This window comes from Morganella sp. BCCO 40_0007, from assembly GCF_032989665.1.
In the GTDB taxonomy this organism is placed as follows: Bacteria; Pseudomonadota; Gammaproteobacteria; order Enterobacterales; family Enterobacteriaceae; genus Morganella; species Morganella sibonii.
This window is the reverse complement of sequence record NZ_JAVBIN010000005.1, coordinates 113,026-133,325: the sequence shown is the minus strand read 5'-3', so window position 1 is coordinate 133,325 and position 20,300 is coordinate 113,026. Positions and strand designations below refer to the sequence as shown.

Genomic DNA, 20,300 nt, shown 5'->3' with positions numbered 1-20,300 from the left:
CTCTTATGGTAGACACCATATGAATGATCACCCCCTACCACAGAGAGCTCAAACCAGTTTTATACAATCGGCACCTATTGGTGGTCATTCTGGTGGTCTTGACAACAAGGGAATTCACGTTTAGCTTGTTTATTAGCCAGTTACTGGCAAAGGCGATCCCAGTCAGAGGAGCCAGATTTAAGAGCCCGCTCACTGAGCGGGCTTTTTGCATTTCTGCCCCTGTTTATCTGCAATTGCTCAAGCCTTAGCCACTCAGTCGTTTTTTTGCATTTTGCCCTTTACAAGCTGCCGCAGGATAGCTATGATTCACCCCGTTCTCACGAGAACGCAATTCCTCCATAGTTCAGTCGGTAGAACGGCGGACTGTTAATCCGTATGTCGCTGGTTCGAGTCCAGCTGGAGGAGCCAAATTTAAAAGCCTGCTCAGTGAGCAGGCTTTTTTCATTTCTGCTGATTACCGGTTTCCCCTATCGCCTTCCCTGTTATTTCCGTTAATTAAAAACCCGGACTTATACCTGTTAACCCTGTGATTTTGATGATTATTCCGTCTGAATGCTCATAAGTACAGCAAACAGATCACATTCCCTGATTTTCGCTTTGACAATCCGTACTGACCGCATTACTATGCATCCCGTTCTCACAGAGAACACGCTTCCTCCATAGTTCAGTCGGTAGAACGGCGGACTGTTAATCCGTATGTCGCTGGTTCGAGTCCAGCTGGAGGAGCCAGATTTAAGAGCCCGCTCACTGAGCGGGCTTTTTGCTTTCTGACACGCCGCCATCTTTTATTTAACTGTTTTTATTTATCTGTTTTTATTTCCTGTGACTAACTGATTTACAGGCAAAAAATTCTGTTTCCCGCTGTTATTTTCCGCAAAGTGATCATAAACAAAGCGAACGATTCAAAAAGTCATTTTTCATTTTGACAAACCCTCAGCACCGCACTACTATGCACCCCGCGTTGAAGATGTTCCTCCATAGTTCAGTCGGTAGAACGGCGGACTGTTAATCCGTATGTCGCTGGTTCGAGTCCAGCTGGAGGAGCCAACGTTTACCTCTCCTGTTTATTTCCCTGTTTTATCCGCCGTGTCCCGTATCAGACCCTGAACATATAATGCGTGCCGTCCGGCAGCTCAACATCAATATTCAGTTTTCCGCCGATGGCGTCCACATAGCGTCTCAGCGTGGATAATTTGACATCGCGCCCCGGTTTTTCCATCCCGGCGACCGTCGGCTGTTTGATCCCCAGCGCCTGTGCCATTTCCACCTGTGTTTTGTTCACTTTCTCCCGCAGTTCCGCCAGATGGATATTCAGCAGGATCTCGTCCGCCTGAACCCGTGCTGCTGCCGCAACTTCCGGCTTTTCCTCAGCCAGCAGTTGTCTGAGTGACTTTCCCATTGTTAACTCCTGTTTTCCGGCCTGTTCAGCCATTCTGTATACTCACGGTCAGCCTGCGGGATCATCTGCATATAAAAACGTTTTTCTTTGCCGGTTTTATATCCCGCGCACAGCAAAACACCTCTCCGTTCAGGGTCGAATGCAAAAAATGCCCTTATCGGCTGCCCTCTGCTTTGTATACGTAACTCTTTCATATTCGTATAACGCGAACCTTTCACAGTATCCGCATACGGTCTTGATAAACCGGGTCCGGTCTTCTCCAATACCAGCATCGCTGCCAGTATTGCTGTACGATCCCCGTCATCCTGCGCAGCAAACCACGCTGCAAAATTATCTGTTGTAATTATCTTCCACACGTTATGTCCTTATAATATAGATCAGATGCTATATAGGTGCAAAGCAATAGTGCGGATTTTACAACAGACGCCAAAAACAACCGATCAATGATCCCGCTAATCCCGGTACACCTTCAGTATTCCTCCGCCTGTTTCTGTAACAATACCGCCGTTTTTCCGCCGGTCACGCAGAAACGCAAATTAACATGGTATTTACCGGCAAATCGTTCTATCATTCTTTTCCGGCTTATGGCACCCGCCATCAGGTTATCCTTTACTTATTTCGGAGCCGGTTCAATGACTCATCCTGTTACTTCCCTGAAAATCCACCGCCCTGACGACTGGCATATCCATTTCCGTGATGGTGCGATGCTCAGTACTGTTGTGCCTTTTACCAGTGAATTTTTCGGGCGCGCTATTGTGATGCCGAACCTGGTTCCGCCGGTTACCACTACTGATGCCGCAATAGCGTACCGCGATCGCATTCTGGCCGCAGTGCCGCAGGGACACAACTTTACCCCGCTGATGACCTGTTATCTGACCGATAACGCAGATGCGGCAGAGATTGAACGCGGTTTCCGTGAAGGTGTGTTTACCGCCTGCAAACTGTATCCGGCCAATGCGACCACCAACTCCGCGCACGGCGTGTCAGATATCCGCAATATTTATCCGGTGCTGGAGATGATGTCCCGTAACGGCATGCCGCTGCTGGTGCACGGCGAAGTGACTCACGCCGATATTGATATTTTCGATCGTGAAGCCCGCTTTATCGATGATGTGATGATCCCGCTGCGCCGTGATTTTCCGGCACTGAAAGTGGTTTTTGAACATATCACCACCAAAGATGCCGCGCAGTATGTACTCGACGGGGATGATAATGTCGCCGCCACACTGACACCACAGCATCTGATGTTTAACCGCAATCATATGCTGGTCGGCGGTGTGCGTCCGCATCTGTTCTGTCTGCCGGTACTGAAACGCAATGTGCATCAGGAAGCGCTGCGTCAGGCAGTGGCGGGCGGCTGTAAACGTTTCTTCCTCGGCACAGACAGTGCACCTCATGCGCGCCACCGTAAAGAGTCCGCCTGCGGCTGTGCCGGGGTGTTTAATGCCCCGACCGCTCTGGCTGCTTATGCCACTGTCTTTGAGGAAATAAATGCGCTGGCACACTTTGAGGCGTTCTGCTCACTGAACGGCCCGGCGTTTTATGGCCTGCCGGTCAATGACGGTTTTGTCGAATTAACCCGCCGGGAAGTTATCACACCGGAAACCATTAACGGTGCAGAGGATATTTTAGTTCCTTTCCTGGCCGGAACCGATGCCCGCTGGGATGTAAAAACCTGTCGTTAAGTAAAACAAACCAGGTATAAACCCGCAGTCTCTTAGTGCAATAAGGCGAAAAACATCTTATTGCACTCTTCTTATGTTCAGAGAAGACAATTTTCCCGTTTTTTGCATAATAAAAGTCTTATCCCCCCCTTTTTACTTTGCAAAAAGACCTTATACTGATACTACCCGTTGTTAACGGGATGTCAGCTCTTAGTCAGAGATATTAACCATCTTGCAGTATGATTAGGAGGTTCAATGAACGATAAAAAAGCCGTCATTAAGACTCATCCGGTCATCGGATGGGACATCAGTACCGTCGACAGTTACGACGCTATGATGCTGCGCCTGCATTATCTGCAGGATCAGTCCCAGTCTCCCGAACATGCAGAAGTGGATAAAACCATGTGGCTGACGACAGATGTCGCCCGTCAGTTAATTGATATACTTCAGGCCGGTATCGATAAAATTGAATCCGGTGAATATTATAATCAGTCAGACAATATCAGACACTGACCGCTAAAGACTGCACAAGAGGGACACCATTTGGTGTCCTTTGTTGTTTTCTGCGGCAAAAAAAAGACCACCCGGAGGTGGTCAGAGGTATTGCATTACAGCTTTATAATAATTGTCGGATGATGGGTTGAGGCAGATAATGTAATCAGGCCGCGGAAATCCGTTCCACTTTCGCCGGCAGTCCCTGCCGCACAGAAGCTCCGGTTACCCAGTCCAGCCAGGTGTTCGCCACCTGACGGGTCGGGTCAGCGAAGCCCAGGTCGTTAATATTAATACCGGACGCGATGCGCTTATCCGTCGCCAGCGCTTCGCCGTCAAGATAATGCTGACGTGCGCCCATCTCGTGATGTCCGTAACCGTGTTCAATCGCCACCACACCCGGCATAACACCGCTCAGCAGGCTGATTTGCGCTTCGACGCTGCCGCCCGGCGTGGTGATACGCACCAGATCCCCGTGCTGCACGCCGAATTTTTCGCCGTCGGCCGGGTTAATTGCCACCAGGTTTGACGGTTTCACATGGTGCAGACGCTCTATCATGGTGGTTGAGCTGCTCATCACATGGGATTTAAACGACATCAGTTTCAGCGGCCAGTTTTCTGCCGGATAAACGCGGTCAATATCACTGCCGTCAGACAGGCGCGGCGGGTAATAGGCCGGACATCCGCTGAAACGCTCACCGGTGATGGCATGGCGGTTCTGCGCCACATCCGCATTCCAGATCTGCAGCGGCTGTTTCCATTGCGGCCCGGTTTTCTCTCCGTCCCAGCCCTTTTCATACGGTGCAAAACGACCACCGCGGCTGTAGAGATATGCCACTCGGCTGATTTCATCCGCTTTCAGTACCTGCTGCATGGCAGGCATGATGCGATCCACCCCGGAAAGACGGATATCCGCCTCTTTGGCTTCCGGCCCCGGTTTCTCGCCCATAAAGGCGGTATTCGCGGCCACGCGCAGATAATAGTCCTCTGCCGTGTTCAGCGGGTGCGTGTTGCCGTCATTGTCTGCGATAGCATTATCACCAAATCCCGGCAGATTCAGGGCTTTTGCCACCGCAATACAGAAGGATTCCATGGCAACCGGCTGACCATCCGCTGTTTTTGCCACACGCGGCTCAACAACCGGCCAGCGGGCGGTGGTGGCTTTGGTCTGCACACCGGACCACGGCGCACTGAATCCCCAGCTTTCAAAGTTATGGGTATCCGGGACGATGTAGTCCGCCAGTGCGGTAGTCTCATTCATAAAGGCATCAATGCCGATAATCAGCGGCAGATGTGCCGGGTCTTTCAGTTTCGCTTCCATCACCTGACGCATCCCCGCAATACCGTACAGCGGGTTGGTCATATTGGTGATCCAGGCTTTCAGCCTGTGCGGATACCCCTCAAGCGCGGAGCCGAGCTGTTCTGTCAGCTGACCGGCTGCCAGCGGATACCACGGTGCTTTGGCCGGATACGGGTTCTGACCGGCAGACACTTTGTTTTTGTACTCATCGGACTTTTCATAAACTGACTTGCTGCGCGCCAGGTTCATGCCTTTCGGTTTCACTTTGCCCGGGAAGCTGTCCATTTTGTAGCACGGCCCGTCATTGGCGCCGTTGAACTTACCACCGCCGACAGACACACCACCTTTCAGGTTCATGTTGCCAATCAGTGCGTTAAGCATAATCACCGCCCAGGCATTATAAAAACCGTTACCGGACATCATACCGCCGTGGGAAATCACGGCTGCCTGACGCCCGTACGACGTCAGTGTTTTCGCCAGTGCGGCAATTGTTTCTTCCGGCACACCACAGCGGGCGCTGTATTCTGCCGGGGTAAAGCGCTGCGCGGACTCTTTCAGCAGCAGGAAGCTGCTCTTCAGATTCACCGTCGTGCCGTCTGCCAGGGTAACCGGCTGACTGACTTCCAGTACCGCGCGGTCACAGTTATCCGCAGGCACCAGCTCACCCTGCTCTGTCAGCACGATGTACACCGGTTCTTCAGATGTCTGTCCGTTCAGTGCTTCCGCTGTCAGATGCTGACCGGCCAGCGGATGTGCATCATCGGTGATTACGAGGTGCGAGGCATTTGTCCAGCTGCTCTCACCCGTACGTTTCATTGACGCTTCACCCGGAACAGCAAGATACTCCCTGTTGCAGCGGTTATTCTCAATCATCCAGCGGATCATTCCCATCACCAGCGCGGAATCGGTACCGGGCGTGATCGGAACCCAGTGTCCGTGATCATTGGCGAGTGTGGTGGTCAGCGGCAGTGCCGGAGAGACAACCGCATAGTTAAAGCTGTCCCGGATCCGTGCATTGGCCAGCTGGCGCCCCTGTCGTTTGAACGGGTTACCGGACTGCGCCGGAGAGGTGCCGAGGAACAGAGCAAACTTCACATAATCCCAGTCCGGTTTGACGTGGGCGTTTTTATCGAGATCGTTCATCAGCGCCCCGGAACCGGCACGGTAAGCCAGCCCGCAGTAAGAGCCGTGCGCACCAAAGTTTTTACTGCCGAACGCATTCAGGGCAAAACGGCGGATAAAGGTATCGCGCCCGTCATCCCCGGCATTGGTTACCAGTAACTGGTTTGCCACCGGCCCGAGTGCCGGCTGTGCCGGGTCAATCAGCGTATCGAGGTCACGGATAGCACGCAGTCCGTCCACATGGCCTTCACCGAACAGATCACCGCCTTCCGTCACTTCTTTTATCAGTTGTTCAAAGCTGATGCGCTGCCATTTGCCTTCACCGCGTTTACCGGTGCGCTTCATCGGTTCAAGGATACGCAGCGGGCTGTGCAGGCCTTCCATCAGGGTCGCACCGCGGGCGCAGGCAGTAGATCGACCCTCCAGGCCGCTTTCGCCGCCCATATTTTTCAGCGCTTCCGCCAGCGGCGTGTTGTAGGCGATATGGCGGTCATGTGAGAGCGGGTGATACGGGTTACCGGCAATGCGGATCACCTGATTGGTTTCACGGTCAACACGGGCGCGGATACCGCACTGCGTCCAGCAACCGAAACACTGCGTCATCGAGACCGCCTGTGTGCTTTCCGCCTGCCAGCCTTTCACCGCGTTTCCTTCCGGGATCAGCGAGTTGCCGTTAATACGATGCAGAGTCACTTTTCCGGAGGTACCGTTCATCAGCCCGTCGACGGCGCGTTTCGCCACATCGCGGTAACTGTAACCGAACGCTGCCAGTCCGCCGATCGCCAAACCTGCTTTTAACCACTGACGTCTTGTTGACTTAGCCATGTTGTACACCCCCGTCCTGCGCGACTTTCTGTTGATTCTGTACTTTGTTATTAACCCAGCGGATACCTTCACGGAATATAATCACGAGAGCTATCCATAAACCGATCGTACCGATAATGGCCTGAATACCATCCGTCCCCATCGGCAGGCTGTACGGATTGTGCATGACATTGTATTTCGGCAGTGTCTGTACCTGCATCAGCAGCAGCCAGCGCAGCGACCAGGTCAGGAACAGCGTCAGCAGTGTGTGAATGGTGACATACGCCACTGAACCACGATGCGTCAGCAGACGAACCGCCAGCACCATCAGGGCAATCCACAGAACAATTTCCCCCATGGCCAGCGTCCATCCGGTTGTGCCGAAACGGAGCTGTTCACGGATAGCCGCGCCGGAAATGGTATCACCGGCGATCCAGAATCCCATGCACACTGCCAGCAGCAGTAAGGAAACCACCTGTAAACGCGCCAGTTGTGCCTGATACTGCGGCTCCCGGCGGGCACCCAGCATCATCAGGGCAGGCAGAGCCTGCAATGCACTGAAAAAGAGCAGCACAGGTATCCAATAACTGAACCAGATCGGATGCGCACGCACCACGGAAACCTCACGGCCGGTATACAGCAGCAGGCCGATGGCGAATGCGGCACTGCCGAGCGCCACCCAGCGGGTCAGTTTAAATTGCTTATGCCAGATTTTGTCCGCCACCAGCGCCAGGAAATAGAGACCGATACAACCGGTAAACGCCGGCAGGAACACGGCTCCCCACGGCATCCATGACCACGGTGTCGGATAGGCGTAGAAGTGCCAGACGCGGGCGGTCTGATGCAGATCCGCCGTCAGTGCCAGCGGAGCGGCGATCCCGAGCGTGATACTGATAAAGACCGCGAGCATCTCCAGACGGGCATCCCGTTTATCTCCGCGCCAGCGCTGCCAGCAGGCATACAGGGCGGCACAGGCGGCTATCCCGATCATAAAGAAGTATTGTACCGCCCACGGCAGCCAGGTAATTTCCTGCGGCCGGACCAGCACTTCCTGAATTAACATCACTTGTTCAGTCATCAGTGGATCTCCTGCCATAATGCGGGCTGTCCGCGGTTTTCCAGCGGATGAACAAAAGCCTCATCCAGTCCCAGATAGAACACCTGCGGCAGTGTGCCGTTTTCCGGTTTCAGTACCTTAATCGCCGCTTCGTGCTCTCTGAGCATTTTGCTGATGGTACTGGACGGATCTTTCAGGTCACCGATAATACGCGCGCCGCCGACACAGGATTCAACACAGGCCGGTAACAGCCCGGCTTCCAGGCGGTGGGCACAGAATGTGCATTTATCTGCGGTTTGTGTGCTGTGGTTAATAAAGCGGGCATCATACGGACAGGCCTGCACGCAATAGGCGCAGCCGACACAGCGGGTGTTATCCACCACCACGATACCGTCTTCCCGCTGGAAGGTGGCCTGTACCGGACAAACCGGCACACACGGCGGATTATCACAATGGTTGCACAGACGCGGCAGCAGCACGTTGGTTGTTGCCTCTTCATTACGGATCTGAATCTGATACTGACTGACACTGGTGCGGAACTGCCCCTGCGGGCTCTGATTTTCAACAGAACAGCTGACGGTACAGGACTGACAGCCGACACAGCGGCGTAAATCAATCAGCATACCGTAGCGCTTTGACGGGTCACCTTCACGGCGGGTCGGCGAAAAATGCAGACCTGCCTCCGCCATAGGAACCAGAGCCGTACCTGCTGTCAGGACGCCCAGGTTTTGCAGAAATTTTCGTTTGCCAAGATCCATACTGCTCTCCGGTGTATTTGGAACTTCATTGCTCGTCGTATTCAAACTCAACCAAAAGGGAATAAACATGTTGTTGAGTAAAGGGATATGTCATTATGGGGATTGTAAAAATTGCCGGAGACTTCCCCTATTGTGGTTAACCACATAACGGGGAATACGTTGATCTAAAACAACAGATTTTTCCCGGAAAACTGACTCAGGACGCACTGAACCCGGAACATATGTAAGATGGCCGTACGCACAGGGTTACTGACCATACTGTTATTATTCACCTCCTTTTCGTTTGCCGCACAATGGACTATCGGTGTGCTGGCTTTGCGGGGGGATGCACCGACACGTCATTACTGGGAGCCGCTGACAGAACAGCTTAACCGCGCGCTGCCCGGTGAACACTTCACGCTGCTGCCGCTGACGCTGGATCAGATGCGGGAAGCCCTGCACAGTAATAAAGTGCAGTTTGTTCTCACCAATCCGGCACAATTTATTCAGCTGGACAGTAATTTTCCCCTGCGCTGGCTGGTTTCCCTGCGTTCGGCTTATGAGCCGGATAACGCCACCCGGAATGTGATCGGCAGTGTCCTGCTGGTGCGCAAAGAGAGCCCTTATCAGACACCGGCGGATCTGACCGGTAAAAAAGTCGGTGCGGTCGCACCCGATGCCTTCGGCGGCTATTTATTAGGCTATAAAGCATTACGCGATGCAGGTATCAACCCGCCGCGTGATTTCCATCTTCAGTTCTCCGGTTTTCCGGCTGATGCCCTGCTCTATCTGTTACGGGACAACGCAATTTCCGGCGCGATTGTCCCGGCATGTCTGATTGAATCCATGGACAAAGAGGGACTCATTCATCAGGATGATTTCCGCCCTCTGATCCGGCACGACAGCACTATTCCCTGCTGGACGAGCAGTGAGTTATACCCGAACTGGTCATTTGCCGCAGGCAGTGATGTCCCGGATGAACTGGCGGATGAAGTCACCCGCGTCCTGCTCAACAGTCACGGTGAAAAAGCGATGCGCTGGGGTGCGCCGTCATCCACCCGCCAGGTGGAAAACCTGCTGCGTGAAGTCAATCAGCATCCGCAGCAGCGTCAGTTCTGGCAGGAAATTATCAGCTGGAGCCGGAAAAACAGCTGGCTGTTAGGCTCGGTTGCCCTGGTCTTTCTGCTGCTCGGCATTAATCATGTCTGGATTGCTTTCCGGGTACGCCGCCGCACCCGCCAGCTGGAAGCCGCGCATTCACAGTTACAGCGCCAGCAGCAGGATCTGGAAAAAGCCCAGCAACTCAGTGTGCTCGGGGAGATGGCCTCCGGCTTTGCTCATGAACTGAATCAGCCGCTGTCCGCTATCCGTCATTATGCCCAGGGCTCACAAATCCGGCTGGAACGGGAAGATCCCGCGCATCCGCTGCTGCCGGTTATGTCGCAGATTGACAGCCAGGCCGAACGCGGCGCCAGTATTATCCGCAATCTGCGGCTGTGGGCGGGAAACAGCCCGTCTTCACCGGAAGGCGCACCGGTACCGCAAAATGTGGCCGCAGTGCCGGATCTGGTCTGGAAACTGCTGCGGGTTACGGAACGATATCCTGCTGCGGTTTTATATAACACCGTTGCTCATGATGCCGTATTACACTTACCCCCGGCACTGCTCGATCAGGTGCTTTCCAATCTGTTCAGCAACAGTCTTCAGGCCGGGGCTGACTGCATCCGGGTAACACATCACCGCACTCCCGGCGGGCAGATAGTGGTGGTACAGGATAACGGCGGCGGGATGGATGAAACGCAGCTGATCCAGCCTTTCTCACCGTTCCGGTCCACCCGTGCGGAAGGGCTCGGGCTCGGACTGGTGATCTGCCAGCGCCTGATGCGCAGCCAGGGCGGTGATATTCATATGGAAAATTGCACCGGTCCGGACGAACAGCCCGGCTTATGTGTTACCCTTATCTTCAGTGAACCGACAGAGGAGCCCCCATGCCCGTGATCCACCTGGTTGATGATGATATTGCTGTGACACAGGCGTGTCAGTTTTTGCTGGAGAGCCTCGGTTATGACGTCTGTGTCTGGAATGACAGCTGGACATTTATTGCACAGGCACCGCTGCACACTTACGGTATTGTATTACTGGATATGCGCATGCCGTATATGGACGGCTGCCGGGTGCATCAGATCCTTCTGGAACAGCACAGCACACTGGCGGTTATTTTCCTGACCGGCCACGGTGATCTGCCGATGGCGGTTGAACAGATGAAACTCGGTGCGGTGGATTTCCTGCAGAAACCGGTCGCCACACAGCCGTTACAGGCAGCGCTGACGCTGGCGGAGGCGGCAACCTCCAAAGCGGTGGCCTGCGCGCAAATCCGCGAACGTTTTCAGACCCTGACACCCAAAGAGCGTCAGATCGCCGGTTTTGTCGCGCAGGGGCTGATGAACCGGGAAATCGCGGATATCGCCCACGTAGCGGTAAGAACCGTCGAAGTACACCGCGCCAAAGTGATGGAAAAAATGGCGGCCGGCAGTCTCGCTGAGCTGGTCACGCAACTCAACAGTATTACCGCTCCTGAAAACAGCACTGCGGAATACTGACATCTGCCGCCGATACAACGTATAATTTAGTGTTATATCATTTACATGAACCCGCATCTGCTGATGCTTCTGATAACAACGATGTCTGACTATGATTACAGCTCCTGAATTTCAACGCTCGTTTCTGCATCCCCGCTACTGGCTGACCTGGCTTGGCCTGGGTGTGCTGTATGTGCTGGTGTTGCTGCCGTATCCGGTGATTTACTGGCTTGGCACCCGGCTGGGGCGCCTGTCCATGCGCTTTCTCAAACGCCGTGCGGAAATTGCTGACCGCAATCTGCAATTGTGTTTTCCGGATATGCCGGATGAAAAACGCAAAGCGATGGTGGTGGCAAACTTTGAATCCGTCGGTATGGGGCTGTTTGAAACCGGTATGGCCTGGTTCTGGCCGGACTGGCGGATAAAACGCTGGTTTCGTACTGATGGCTTTGAGCACATCTATGAAATACAGAAAGAACGTAAAGGCATCATTGTTGTCGGTATCCATTTCCTGACGCTGGAACTGGGCGCGCGGATTATCGGGATCATGAGCCCCGGAATCGGCGTTTACCGTCCGAATGATAACCCGGTCATGGACTGGGTACAGACAATCGGCCGTATGCGCTCCAATAAATCCATGATTGACCGTAAAGATGTCAAAGGGATGATCCGCGCCCTGCGTGACGGTGAGATTCTCTGGTACGCACCGGATCATGACTACGGCCCGCATAAAAGTGTTTTTGCGCCATTTTTTGCTGTGGAGAAAGCCGCGACTATCACCGGTACCTCTATATTGGTTAAAGCGGGCCGTGCTGTTCTGGTGCCTTTTACCCCCCGCCGCTTACCGGACGGTAAAGGCTATGAATTACTGGTTCAGCCGCCTGCGGAAAACTTCCCGGAGAATGATGATATTGCCGCGGCAACGTTTATGAACCATATTGTGGAAACTGAAATTTTGCGCGCCCCGGAGCAGTATATGTGGCTGCACCGGCGCTTCAAAACACGGCCGGAAGGCGAACCGTCCCTCTATCATAACCGGGATAACGTCCATTAATCCGCTCACGGCTGTTTCATCTGAAACGGCCGTGTTTGTTTTACCGCTCTGACAAAGGAATGAAATCACTACACTAATGCAGAACAAAGCCCCCAACCGTAACTGGAAACGAAATCTTTATGTTGTGTGGTTCGGCTGTTTTCTGACCGGCGCCGCCTTCAGCCTGATCATGCCCTTTCTCCCGCTCTATGTGGAAGAGCTCGGGGTGACAGACCACGAAGAACTCAATTTATGGACGGGAGCGGCATTCAGTATTACTTTCCTGTTTTCTGCTATCGCGGCACCTTTCTGGGGCAAACTCTCTGACCGCAAAGGCCGTAAACTGATGCTGCTGCGCTCGGCGCTCGGTATGGCTATCGTCATGCTGCTGATGGGCTTTGCGCAAAATGTCTGGCAATTGCTGTTTCTGCGCGCCCTGCTCGGGCTGCTGGGCGGCTTTGTGCCGAATGCCAATGCCCTGATTGCCACTCAGGTGCCGGTCAAACGCACCGGCTGGGCGCTGGGCACACTCTCCACCGGGGCCGTCAGCGGCGCACTGATCGGCCCGCTTATCGGCGGTTTTCTGGCGGATCACACCGGGTTGCGCCCGGTCTTCTATATTACCGCCACCGTGCTGTTTATCTGCTTTTTTGTCACCCTGTTTTTTGTCCGCGAAAACTTCACCCCGGTGTCACGTAAAGATGCCCTCAGCACAAAACAGGTCTTTGCAGCGATAAAAAATCCGCGCCTGGTGATCTGTCTGTTCTTTACCACCATGTGTATTCAGATAGCCGCGGGGTCGGTCAGCCCTGTTATCACCCTCTATATCCGGGAGCTGGGCGGACATCCCGAAAACCTTGCCTTTATCAGCGGACTGATTGCCTCCGTACCGGGACTGGCAGCGCTTATCAGTGCCCCGCGCCTCGGGAAACTGAGTGACCGGATAGGGCCGGATAAAGTACTGATTGCCATGCTGGCAGTCTCTGTTTTTGTCATCCTGCCGATGGCCTGGGTAACCCATTACTGGCAGTTGGGTGCCCTGCGTTTTCTGCTCGGTGCCGTTAATGCCGCCTTACTGCCCGCGGTACAGACGCTGATTATTTATCATATCACCCATGAAATTGCCGGACGGATTTTCAGCTATAACCAGGCACTGCGCGATGCCGGTAATGTTACGGGACCGTTAATGGGTGCCTGGGTTGCCGCACATTTCGGCTTCGCTTCTGTCTTTTATTTCACCGCCGCAGTTGTACTGTTCAATCTGTTTTATTCGTGGCGGTGCATAAAATCGCAGAGCACGCCGGAAATTAAACCGGCCGATATCGGGTAGATATCGCTGGTTTTCATCCGCTTACTTTTCACTGTCAGCAATTTGTTACTGAAGTTTCATCTTTCCGTTACCCGTCAACTTTAACTTGTTGTTTTAAAATAATTTTATAATTATACGAAAGCCTCATAATCCACATCTTCTGTCAAGAGACCTTGTCACATTTTGTATAAATAAGTCTTGTGAAATGAGATTTTTGTCGACATTTCATCTAAAAAATGGTTTATAAAATAGAAAACGTGCTTTAAGTGAATACGATTCACGATAAGTATGTTAATAATACTTTAATAAGACAGGATGTTTATTGATACGCAAAAGTATCATTTTGTTAACAGGAACTGTTTATCCTTACCATTTTCAGGCTTATTCCCCTGAATAAGCCTTTGGGAAATTACAGATGCAATCAACAACAAACAAAAAACGTACTTTCTTCGGGCACCCTTACCCGCTGAGCTCTCTGTTCTTTACCGAGATGTGGGAACGCTTCTCCTTCTACGGTATTCGTCCGTTACTTATCCTGTTTATGGCAGCCACCGTCTATGAAGGCGGGATGGATATTCCGCGTGAACAGGCATCCGCTATCGTCGGTATTTTTGCCGGTGCGATTTACCTGACCTCCCTGCCGGGCGGCTGGCTGGCGGATAACTGGCTGGGACAGCGCATGGCGGTCTGGTACGGCTCAATTATCATCGCGCTGGGTCACCTCTCGATTGCCCTGTCGGCAATCTGGTCACCAAAGCTGTTCTTTGTCGGTCTGCTGTTTATCGTTATCGGTACCGGGTTATTTAAGACCTGTGTGACGGTAATGGTCGGTACGCTGTACAAACAGGACGATACACGCCGTGACGGTGGTTTTTCCCTGTTCTATATGGGGATTAACATGGGCTCCTTTATCGCGCCGCTGGCGACCGGCTGGTTAGTACCTAACTTCGGCTGGCACTGGGGCTTCGGTATCGGTGGTCTGGGTATGTTAGTGGCACTGCTGGTCTTCCGCTTCTATGCTGTACCGCTGATGCGTCAGTATGACGGTGAAGTGGGTCTGGATTCCAGCTGGGATCGCCCGACTGTCGTGCGCAAAAATGTCGGTATGTGGGTGGGTCTGGCGGCGGCGGTTATCGCAGTTGTCACAGCACTGATCGCTACCGGTGTTATCCCGTTCAACCCGATGCTGGTTGCCACCAACATGGTTTACCTCATCTCCGGGATGGTTATTCTCTACTTCATCTACCTGTTTGTGTTTGCCGGTCTGGAAAGCAGTGAGCGCATCCGGTTGTTTGTCTGTTTTATTCTGTTAGTCACCGCCGCCCTGTTCTGGTCTGCGTTTGAACAGAAACCAACATCATTCAACCTGTTCGCGAAAGATTACACTGACCGCAACCTGTTCGGTTTTGAAATCCCGACAGTCTGGTTCCAGTCCATCAACGCCCTGTTTATCATTCTGCTGGCTCCGGTATTCAGCTGGTTATGGCCTGCCCTGGCGCGCCGTAATATGAACCTGAGCAGTATCACCAAGTTTATGTTCGGTGTGCTGTTTGCGGCGGGTGGTTTTGCTGTGATGATGATGGCGTCTGAGCGTGTGATTGAAACCAGCGCCGGTGTGTCACCGATGTGGCTGACCTTCAGTATCCTGCTGCTGACGCTGGGTGAACTGTGCCTGAGCCCGATTGGTCTGGCGACCATGACATTACTGGCGCCGATGAAAATGCGCGGCCAGGTGATGGGTCTGTGGTTCTGCGCCAGTGCGCTGGGTAACCTCGCAGCCGGTATCATGGGCGGTAATGTGCGTCCGGATCAGCTGATGAACCTGCCGGGCTTCTTCTCACACGTTTCTGTTGCCCTGCTTATCTGTGCCGCAGTACTGTGTGTGCTGATTGTACCGGTGCGGAAAATGCTGCAAAGCGCAGACAACAAATCTGCCTGACAGCAATAGTATATAAAGACAGAAAGGGTGAGCTCCGGCTCACCCTTTTTTTATACGCAGGCTGCCCGGCGTATCACCGTAAAAACGGCGGAACGCACTGGTCAGGGAGGATTGGGTACTGTAGCCGCAACGCAGCGCAATTTCCGGCAGAGCCAGCGACGTATGGCAGATAAGATGGTGTGCCCGGCGCAGGCGGATTTCTGTCAGAAAAACGGCCGGTGTCTTCCCGGTTGCTGTCAGCAGGCGGCGTTGCAGCGTACTGGCCGACAGCGCACAGCACGACGCCATTTCACTGACCGTCCACGGATACTCCGGGCGGGCTGTCAGCCGTTGCGTCAGTTTTTGCAGCCAGCGCCGATCCTGCCCGTCCGGCTGTAACTGAGCTGTAAGCTGTTCTGCCAGCAGGATACGTGCACTTTCGGGATGCTGCTCAATCATGGACGGATAACAGATAAGCCAGTCCACGTAAGCACGGGTGGCATCAGGCAGGACTGACCACAGAGAATCAAGGTTTGCGAAGGAAAAGCTGTCAGCAGGCAGTTCGAGCACCACCTGCCGGTTATGACCGGTACCGCAGAAACGGTGATGATATCCCGGCGGGATCGCCGCCATCCGTCCCTGCTCCACTGAACCGCTGTCACTGCCGACCGTCAGCTCCATTGCGCCGCTGCCGCCGAGCACCAGTTGCCACATATCATCATGACTGTGTTCCAGGATCTCGTGCTGATAAGTACGTAATGCAATAACAGGTCGTTTCATGGGATATTGAGCCCGGCTTGCGGAAAACGACAGACGGCAGTGTATTACATCAGCCGGTGACCCGCCGGCACAGGCAGGGAAAATTCCGCGATAACGATATCCCCGTCCGCATTGGCGGCACCGGTGATCAGCACTTCAGATTTTACGCCTGCCACCCGTTTCGGGGCAAAATTGCATACGCATAATACCTGACGTCCGATTAATTCTTCCGGTTTATATAACACAGTTACCTGTGCGCTGGAGGTTTTCACACCGGACTCACCGAAGTCCACGGTGAAGATAAAGGCAGGCTTACGGGCTTTCGGGTTTAATTCTGCGGTCAGTATCACACCGACCCGCAGTTCCACTTTTTCAAAATCGGCCCATTCAATTTCTGCTGATGTCATAGTGCTCTCTGTCTGCTGTACAACGGTTAATAATGAGAATCTTTCACCTCATTATAACGGTGATACACTACCGCTGCTGTTGCCGGACAGTCAAATCTTATCGCCGGACAGGCAACTCAGCGGTAAGCCTCTGAACCCGGCAGTGATTCACGGGTCAGACCGAGAGAGAGCATCATTTCCTCCACTTCCTCATCCAGGCGGCTGAGATCCAGAACACGGTCAACAACAATATTCTGCTTATCATTATCCAGCAGTACCACCGGCACCGCGCGATAGCTGTTAATCATTTCAATCGCTTCTGACAGCGGAATCTTATTCAGCACCAGTGAACCGGATAACCAGTCAATATCGGTATATTTGCGCTGAAATACTTTTGCCCGGCCTTCCGGCAGAATTTCCAGACGTTGTCCCGGCCCCACGGTTTCAGTTTTGCCGTTAAAAAAGGTAGTGACCGTTTTATCCAGCGGGCAGACGGAGACTTTGTTATCCGCAATATCCACCACAAAGTTACCGTTGCCGGATTCCACACGGACACCATTGGCAGAGACCCGGAACGGGCGCTGCTCCTCATTATTTTCACTGACAGCAAAACGTGCACGGCCGGACAGCAGTTTTACCACACGGCTGCTGTTATCATAGGCCACCACCGCGCGTGATTCGGTATCCAGCTTCAGCTGGCTGCCGTCACGGAGGGCGTATTGCTTAATCTCTCCCCGGTGTGTGTAATGTTCCTCCACACCGTCAGCTTTCATCCTGATGGCATTGTATATTCCGTAACCTGCCATGATAATCAGGAAGATAAGTAATGTAATGAGCAAACGGCGTCGCCGTTGTCTGAAAAATAGGCGTTTCAACTGCATTCTCCTGCGGATTGTAATCCCCGGAATCTGTTTTTTCCGGCGTCACATATAGCGTCCGGCTGCCGGATTGTTCCGGTTGCCTGTTGATAAGAAATTCCGATTAATCACTGCCGTTATTGTCAAAAACTGCGGGTGTCAGACTGTTATTGTTAATTATCCGCAGAAACCGCGTACAGTGATGAATATCAGATAATTATCATTTACAAAGAAAAATAAGCTCGCAGATATCTGGTGATATCCACAACAAAAATAAGGTAAAAATCAAAATATCATCTTTTAATTCAGCTAATTAATCGATGATTCGATTCCATTAGTGCAGCTGAGTATAATACACTTTGTCTGATGTAAAGCCGTGCTTTTACGTTTTGTTACACTATCTGCCATCCGGAAACACTCTTTTGATGCGTACTCTTTTTCCGCCCGTCTTTTGTACCGGGTTGATAATAAAGTGAGTAATTCATTATAAATATTAAACAAGTTTATATGATTCAGCTTATCAATAAATGCATACAAAAAACCGGCAAAAATGTCATTTGCCAGAGGATCATACTTAATGGCATTATATCTTCCATAATATAACGTTTTCTCTGACCCCGGAGGGCTGTCGCATGCTGGATATTATCCATTACCCGCTGTTTTTACTGTCTGTGTTTATCTTTGCAGTAACCCCGGGACCGGATATTGCCTATGTTTTGGGACAAAGTCTGGCTAACGGCCGTAAAGCCGGTATTTTGTCCGCACTGGGTGTGATGCTCGGCAGCAGCGTGCATGCGATTGCAGGAGCGGTCGGGCTGGGGGCGATTATTGCCGCGTCGCCGACACTGTTTACGGTGATTAAGTATCTCGGTGCGCTTTACCTGGCATTCCTCGGTGTCAAAATGATCCTCGGCACAATCAGAAAACGCGGCCAATCTGCGGATGAAGGTAAAGACGTGGTGATTCAGAAAGCAGCAGCAAAATCGATTCTGATCCGCGGATTTATCACCACGCTGACCAACCCGAAAGTACTGCTGTTTTTTATTGCCTTTTTCCCGCAGTTTATTGCGGTTGGCGGAGGTTACTATGCAGAATCCTTTCTGCTGCTCGGTGCAACCTATGCCCTGCTCGGGTTCTGCACCGATACCATACTGGCCCTGATTGCCGGAACACTGGCCGCGCGGATTTCCGGCAGCCCGAAAGCGCATTACTGGATTGACCGTCTGGTCGGCACCACTTTTATTGCGCTCGGGCTGCGTCTGGCATCAGTGGCGCGCTGAGGATTCAGGCCGCGATATTCGCATCCAGATGGGCGAGATAGCGGCGGATATCCTCATCAATATGCGGATCTTTAACCACGTCGAAACAGGCAAATGTCGGCAGTGATGTCATCCCGGTAAACTGATTGGTTTTATGCAACGGAAAGTACACACTGTCGATACCCCGCCCCTCAAAAAACTGATTTTCATCCTCAAACGCGTCCTGCGGTGCGTTCCAGGTCACCGATAACATATACTTTTTATCTGTCAGCACACCGCCGGAACCGTATTTTTTACTGCTGTCACGGCGGCTGCGCCCGTCATTAATATGAAAACGGTCATCAGATTGTGTAAAGACCTCATCGATGTATTTTTTCACAATCCACGGCCCTTCCATCCACCAGGCCGGCATCTGGTAAATAATCACATCCGCCCACAGGTAGTTCAGTACTTCCTGCTCGTCATCATAACCATCATCAATACGGGTGACGCGGACATTCATGCCTTTTTCTGTCAGATGACGGCGGGCGATGTCTGTCATGTGATCATTCAGTTTGCCGTCAGAACCACCGAACTCTTTTGAACCATTAATAATAAAGATATTTTTCATTGTGTTACCTGCTCAGTAATGATGCCGTTAATATCGTTATCCTAACCGGCTCACTCTGCAAATACGTTAGCCTGTCCGCTCTGATATTTGCCTGATCCTGTCATTTTGCGCAAAATTCATACGCCTGTCAGATCAGAACCCGTTTTTTATCCTGACCCGGCGGCAGCCCGAACAACCGCCGGTATTCGCGGTTAAACTGTGAGGCGCTTTCATACCCGACGCGGAAAGCCGCTTCTGATGCATCCGCAGATTCCACCAGCAGCAGACGCCGGGCTTCATTGAGCCTCAGCCATTTCTGATATTGCAGCGGACTCATCCGGGTCACCCGGCGGAAGTGGCGGTGAAAGGAGGATTCACTCATCTGTGCATGACGGCAGAGCGTTTCAACCGATACCGGCTGATCAAAATGCGCTTTCAGGTAATTCAGCACGCTGCTTATCTGACGGCACTGTTTATTATGAGAAGCCATCAGCTGAAGCCGTGCTCCCTGGCCGCTTTTCAGCAGGTAATAGAGAATTTCTTTGTGGATCAGCGGTGCCATTACCGGAATATCATCCGGTTTTTCCAGCAGCGCCACCAGGCGGCAGACCGCACTGAGCAGCTCTTCTGTGACCGGACAGACTGCCTGCGGCACGGCAGATGCTGAGGAGAGCTGCCGAAAGCCGCTTTCCTGTAACAGCGCAGGAAGATCGCTGAGATTAAGACTGACCAGCAGTGCCAGAAACGGTGCCTGTTCTGATGCCTCACAGACCTGTGCAATAGCAGGGATATCCACGGACGTCAGCAGCACGTCCCCGGCACGGTAACAATAGGTGTGATCCCCGAGGGTGATCCGTTTTGCCCCCTGAACCGCGAGTGCGATACCCGGTTCGTAAGTCCAGGTTTGCGCCTCCGCCGGTGCGGTCCACCGGCACAGAGCCAGCCCCGGAACATCCGTATCCCACCCGCCGCAGCGCTCTGCGGTGTGTAACTGTAACAGCGCTTTCAGACAGCGCAGACGATCATCCGTTTCCAT

General features: G+C 52.7%; 19 protein-coding genes and 3 tRNA genes. 12 read left to right on the top strand and 10 right to left on the bottom strand.

The window, feature by feature from the left end:
• The first annotated feature begins 23 nt into the window (after positions 1–23).
• The 4 genes from R5268_RS07585 (at position 24) to R5268_RS07570 (ending at position 1,047) form a co-directional block, all read left to right on the top strand.
• Complete coding sequence (locus R5268_RS07585; RefSeq protein ID WP_317419086.1) at positions 24–248, top strand: hypothetical protein; 225 nt, start codon at positions 24–26, stop codon at positions 246–248.
• An 84-nt stretch (positions 249–332) separates the two neighbouring features.
• A tRNA-Asn gene (locus R5268_RS07580) sits at positions 333–408 on the top strand.
• Positions 409–653: 245 nt separating this feature from the next.
• A tRNA-Asn gene (locus R5268_RS07575) sits at positions 654–729 on the top strand.
• A 242-nt stretch (positions 730–971) separates the two neighbouring features.
• Positions 972–1,047: transfer RNA gene (locus R5268_RS07570), tRNA-Asn, on the top strand.
• 49 nt (positions 1,048–1,096) lie between these two features.
• On the opposite strand, the gene R5268_RS07565 is transcribed toward R5268_RS07570, so the two are convergent.
• Positions 1,097–1,399: a helix-turn-helix domain-containing protein gene (locus R5268_RS07565; protein WP_046892450.1), complete on the bottom strand. Its 303-nt coding sequence runs from the start codon at positions 1,397–1,399 to the stop codon at positions 1,097–1,099.
• A gap of 2 nt (positions 1,400–1,401) precedes the next feature.
• Entirely contained in the window at positions 1,402–1,755 is a 354-nt protein-coding gene (locus tag R5268_RS07560) for a type II toxin-antitoxin system RelE/ParE family toxin (RefSeq protein ID WP_317419085.1), read from the bottom strand.
• Positions 1,756–2,031: 276 nt separating this feature from the next.
• Here R5268_RS07560 and pyrC point away from each other — a divergent pair, with 276 nt between their 5' ends.
• A complete protein-coding gene (gene pyrC / locus R5268_RS07555; RefSeq protein WP_317419084.1) occupies positions 2,032–3,084 on the top strand; it encodes a dihydroorotase in 1,053 nt (350 codons plus the stop codon).
• Positions 3,085–3,318: 234 nt separating this feature from the next.
• On the top strand, positions 3,319–3,576 hold the full coding sequence (gene bssS, locus R5268_RS07550; RefSeq protein ID WP_107678432.1) for a biofilm formation regulator BssS: 258 nt from the start codon (positions 3,319–3,321) through the stop codon (positions 3,574–3,576).
• A 145-nt stretch (positions 3,577–3,721) separates the two neighbouring features.
• On the opposite strand, the gene ttrA is transcribed toward bssS, so the two are convergent.
• The 3 genes from ttrA to ttrB are packed head-to-tail and all read right to left on the bottom strand — an operon-like array spanning position 3,722 to position 8,596.
• The gene (ttrA, locus tag R5268_RS07545; RefSeq protein WP_317419083.1) at positions 3,722–6,802 is read right to left on the bottom strand and encodes a tetrathionate reductase subunit TtrA; all 3,081 of its coding nucleotides are present in this window, start codon (positions 6,800–6,802) and stop codon (positions 3,722–3,724) included.
• Entirely contained in the window at positions 6,795–7,859 is a 1,065-nt protein-coding gene (gene ttrC / locus R5268_RS07540) for a tetrathionate reductase subunit TtrC (RefSeq protein ID WP_218428016.1), read from the bottom strand. Before ttrC ends, ttrA begins: the two co-directional genes overlap by 8 nt.
• Positions 7,859–8,596, bottom strand: a complete 738-nt coding sequence (gene ttrB / locus R5268_RS07535; protein WP_046892453.1) for a tetrathionate reductase subunit TtrB — start codon at positions 8,594–8,596, stop codon at positions 7,859–7,861. Before ttrB ends, ttrC begins: the two co-directional genes overlap by 1 nt.
• A gap of 228 nt (positions 8,597–8,824) precedes the next feature.
• Here ttrB and ttrS point away from each other — a divergent pair, with 228 nt between their 5' ends.
• The 5 genes from ttrS (at position 8,825) to R5268_RS07510 (ending at position 15,435) form a co-directional block, all read left to right on the top strand.
• The gene (ttrS, locus tag R5268_RS07530) at positions 8,825–10,573 is read left to right on the top strand and encodes a tetrathionate respiration histidine kinase TtrS (protein WP_317419082.1); all 1,749 of its coding nucleotides are present in this window, start codon (positions 8,825–8,827) and stop codon (positions 10,571–10,573) included.
• Positions 10,564–11,175, top strand: a complete 612-nt coding sequence (gene ttrR / locus R5268_RS07525) for a tetrathionate respiration response regulator TtrR (protein WP_317419081.1) — start codon at positions 10,564–10,566, stop codon at positions 11,173–11,175. Before ttrS ends, ttrR begins: the two co-directional genes overlap by 10 nt.
• Before the next feature lie 91 nt (positions 11,176–11,266).
• Positions 11,267–12,208 carry a Kdo(2)-lipid IV(A) acyltransferase gene (locus R5268_RS07520; protein ID WP_107678427.1) on the top strand — a complete coding sequence of 314 codons (942 nt, stop codon included), beginning with the start codon at positions 11,267–11,269 and terminating at the stop codon, positions 12,206–12,208.
• 76 nt (positions 12,209–12,284) lie between these two features.
• A complete protein-coding gene (gene mdtG / locus R5268_RS07515) occupies positions 12,285–13,517 on the top strand; it encodes a multidrug efflux MFS transporter MdtG (RefSeq protein WP_107678426.1) in 1,233 nt (410 codons plus the stop codon).
• A 394-nt stretch (positions 13,518–13,911) separates the two neighbouring features.
• Entirely contained in the window at positions 13,912–15,435 is a 1,524-nt protein-coding gene (locus tag R5268_RS07510) for a peptide MFS transporter (RefSeq protein ID WP_052927354.1), read from the top strand.
• 39 nt (positions 15,436–15,474) lie between these two features.
• On the opposite strand, the gene R5268_RS07505 is transcribed toward R5268_RS07510, so the two are convergent.
• The 3 genes from R5268_RS07505 to R5268_RS07495 form a co-directional block, all read right to left on the bottom strand.
• A complete protein-coding gene (locus tag R5268_RS07505) occupies positions 15,475–16,194 on the bottom strand; it encodes a helix-turn-helix domain-containing protein (RefSeq protein ID WP_218455406.1) in 720 nt (239 codons plus the stop codon).
• 44 nt (positions 16,195–16,238) lie between these two features.
• Positions 16,239–16,580, bottom strand: coding sequence for a tRNA-binding protein (locus R5268_RS07500; protein ID WP_107678424.1), 342 nt, complete (start codon positions 16,578–16,580; stop codon positions 16,239–16,241).
• Between the two features lie 116 nt (positions 16,581–16,696).
• The gene (locus R5268_RS07495) at positions 16,697–17,398 is read right to left on the bottom strand and encodes a FecR family protein (protein ID WP_218455405.1); all 702 of its coding nucleotides are present in this window, start codon (positions 17,396–17,398) and stop codon (positions 16,697–16,699) included.
• A gap of 650 nt (positions 17,399–18,048) precedes the next feature.
• Here R5268_RS07495 and R5268_RS07490 point away from each other — a divergent pair.
• Complete coding sequence (locus tag R5268_RS07490; protein WP_317419079.1) at positions 18,049–18,696, top strand: LysE family translocator; 648 nt, start codon at positions 18,049–18,051, stop codon at positions 18,694–18,696.
• 4 nt (positions 18,697–18,700) lie between these two features.
• Here the strand turns inward: R5268_RS07490 and R5268_RS07485 are convergent, their stop codons facing one another.
• Together R5268_RS07485 and R5268_RS07480 are read right to left on the bottom strand one after the other, a co-directional pair.
• Entirely contained in the window at positions 18,701–19,285 is a 585-nt protein-coding gene (locus R5268_RS07485) for an NAD(P)H-dependent oxidoreductase (RefSeq protein ID WP_046892463.1), read from the bottom strand.
• A 127-nt stretch (positions 19,286–19,412) separates the two neighbouring features.
• Positions 19,413–20,300 (bottom strand): AraC family transcriptional regulator, encoded by an 888-nt coding sequence (locus tag R5268_RS07480; protein WP_107678422.1) that lies wholly within the window; start codon positions 20,298–20,300, stop codon positions 19,413–19,415.

Bases quoted from the DNA above. Each gene is read 5' to 3' on its own strand.
- R5268_RS07585 (WP_317419086.1), top strand. From the start codon at position 24: ATGATCACCCCCTACCACAGAGAGCTCAAACCAGTTTTATACAATCGG.
- R5268_RS07565 (WP_046892450.1), bottom strand. From the start codon at position 1,399: ATGGGAAAGTCACTCAGACAACTGCTGGCTGAGGAAAAGCCGGAAGTT.
- pyrC (WP_317419084.1), top strand. From the start codon at position 2,032: ATGACTCATCCTGTTACTTCCCTGAAAATCCACCGCCCTGACGACTGG.
- bssS (WP_107678432.1), top strand. From the start codon at position 3,319: ATGAACGATAAAAAAGCCGTCATTAAGACTCATCCGGTCATCGGATGG.
- ttrA (WP_317419083.1), bottom strand. From the start codon at position 6,802: ATGGCTAAGTCAACAAGACGTCAGTGGTTAAAAGCAGGTTTGGCGATC.
- ttrC (WP_218428016.1), bottom strand. From the start codon at position 7,859: ATGACTGAACAAGTGATGTTAATTCAGGAAGTGCTGGTCCGGCCGCAG.
- ttrB (WP_046892453.1), bottom strand. From the start codon at position 8,596: ATGGATCTTGGCAAACGAAAATTTCTGCAAAACCTGGGCGTCCTGACA.
- ttrS (WP_317419082.1), top strand. From the start codon at position 8,825: ATGGCCGTACGCACAGGGTTACTGACCATACTGTTATTATTCACCTCC.
- ttrR (WP_317419081.1), top strand. From the start codon at position 10,564: ATGCCCGTGATCCACCTGGTTGATGATGATATTGCTGTGACACAGGCG.
- R5268_RS07520 (WP_107678427.1), top strand. From the start codon at position 11,267: ATGATTACAGCTCCTGAATTTCAACGCTCGTTTCTGCATCCCCGCTAC.
- mdtG (WP_107678426.1), top strand. From the start codon at position 12,285: ATGCAGAACAAAGCCCCCAACCGTAACTGGAAACGAAATCTTTATGTT.
- R5268_RS07510 (WP_052927354.1), top strand. From the start codon at position 13,912: ATGCAATCAACAACAAACAAAAAACGTACTTTCTTCGGGCACCCTTAC.
- R5268_RS07505 (WP_218455406.1), bottom strand. From the start codon at position 16,194: ATGAAACGACCTGTTATTGCATTACGTACTTATCAGCACGAGATCCTG.
- R5268_RS07500 (WP_107678424.1), bottom strand. From the start codon at position 16,580: ATGACATCAGCAGAAATTGAATGGGCCGATTTTGAAAAAGTGGAACTG.
- R5268_RS07490 (WP_317419079.1), top strand. From the start codon at position 18,049: ATGCTGGATATTATCCATTACCCGCTGTTTTTACTGTCTGTGTTTATC.
- R5268_RS07485 (WP_046892463.1), bottom strand. From the start codon at position 19,285: ATGAAAAATATCTTTATTATTAATGGTTCAAAAGAGTTCGGTGGTTCT.
- R5268_RS07480 (WP_107678422.1), bottom strand. From the start codon at position 20,300: ATGGAAACGGATGATCGTCTGCGCTGTCTGAAAGCGCTGTTACAGTTA.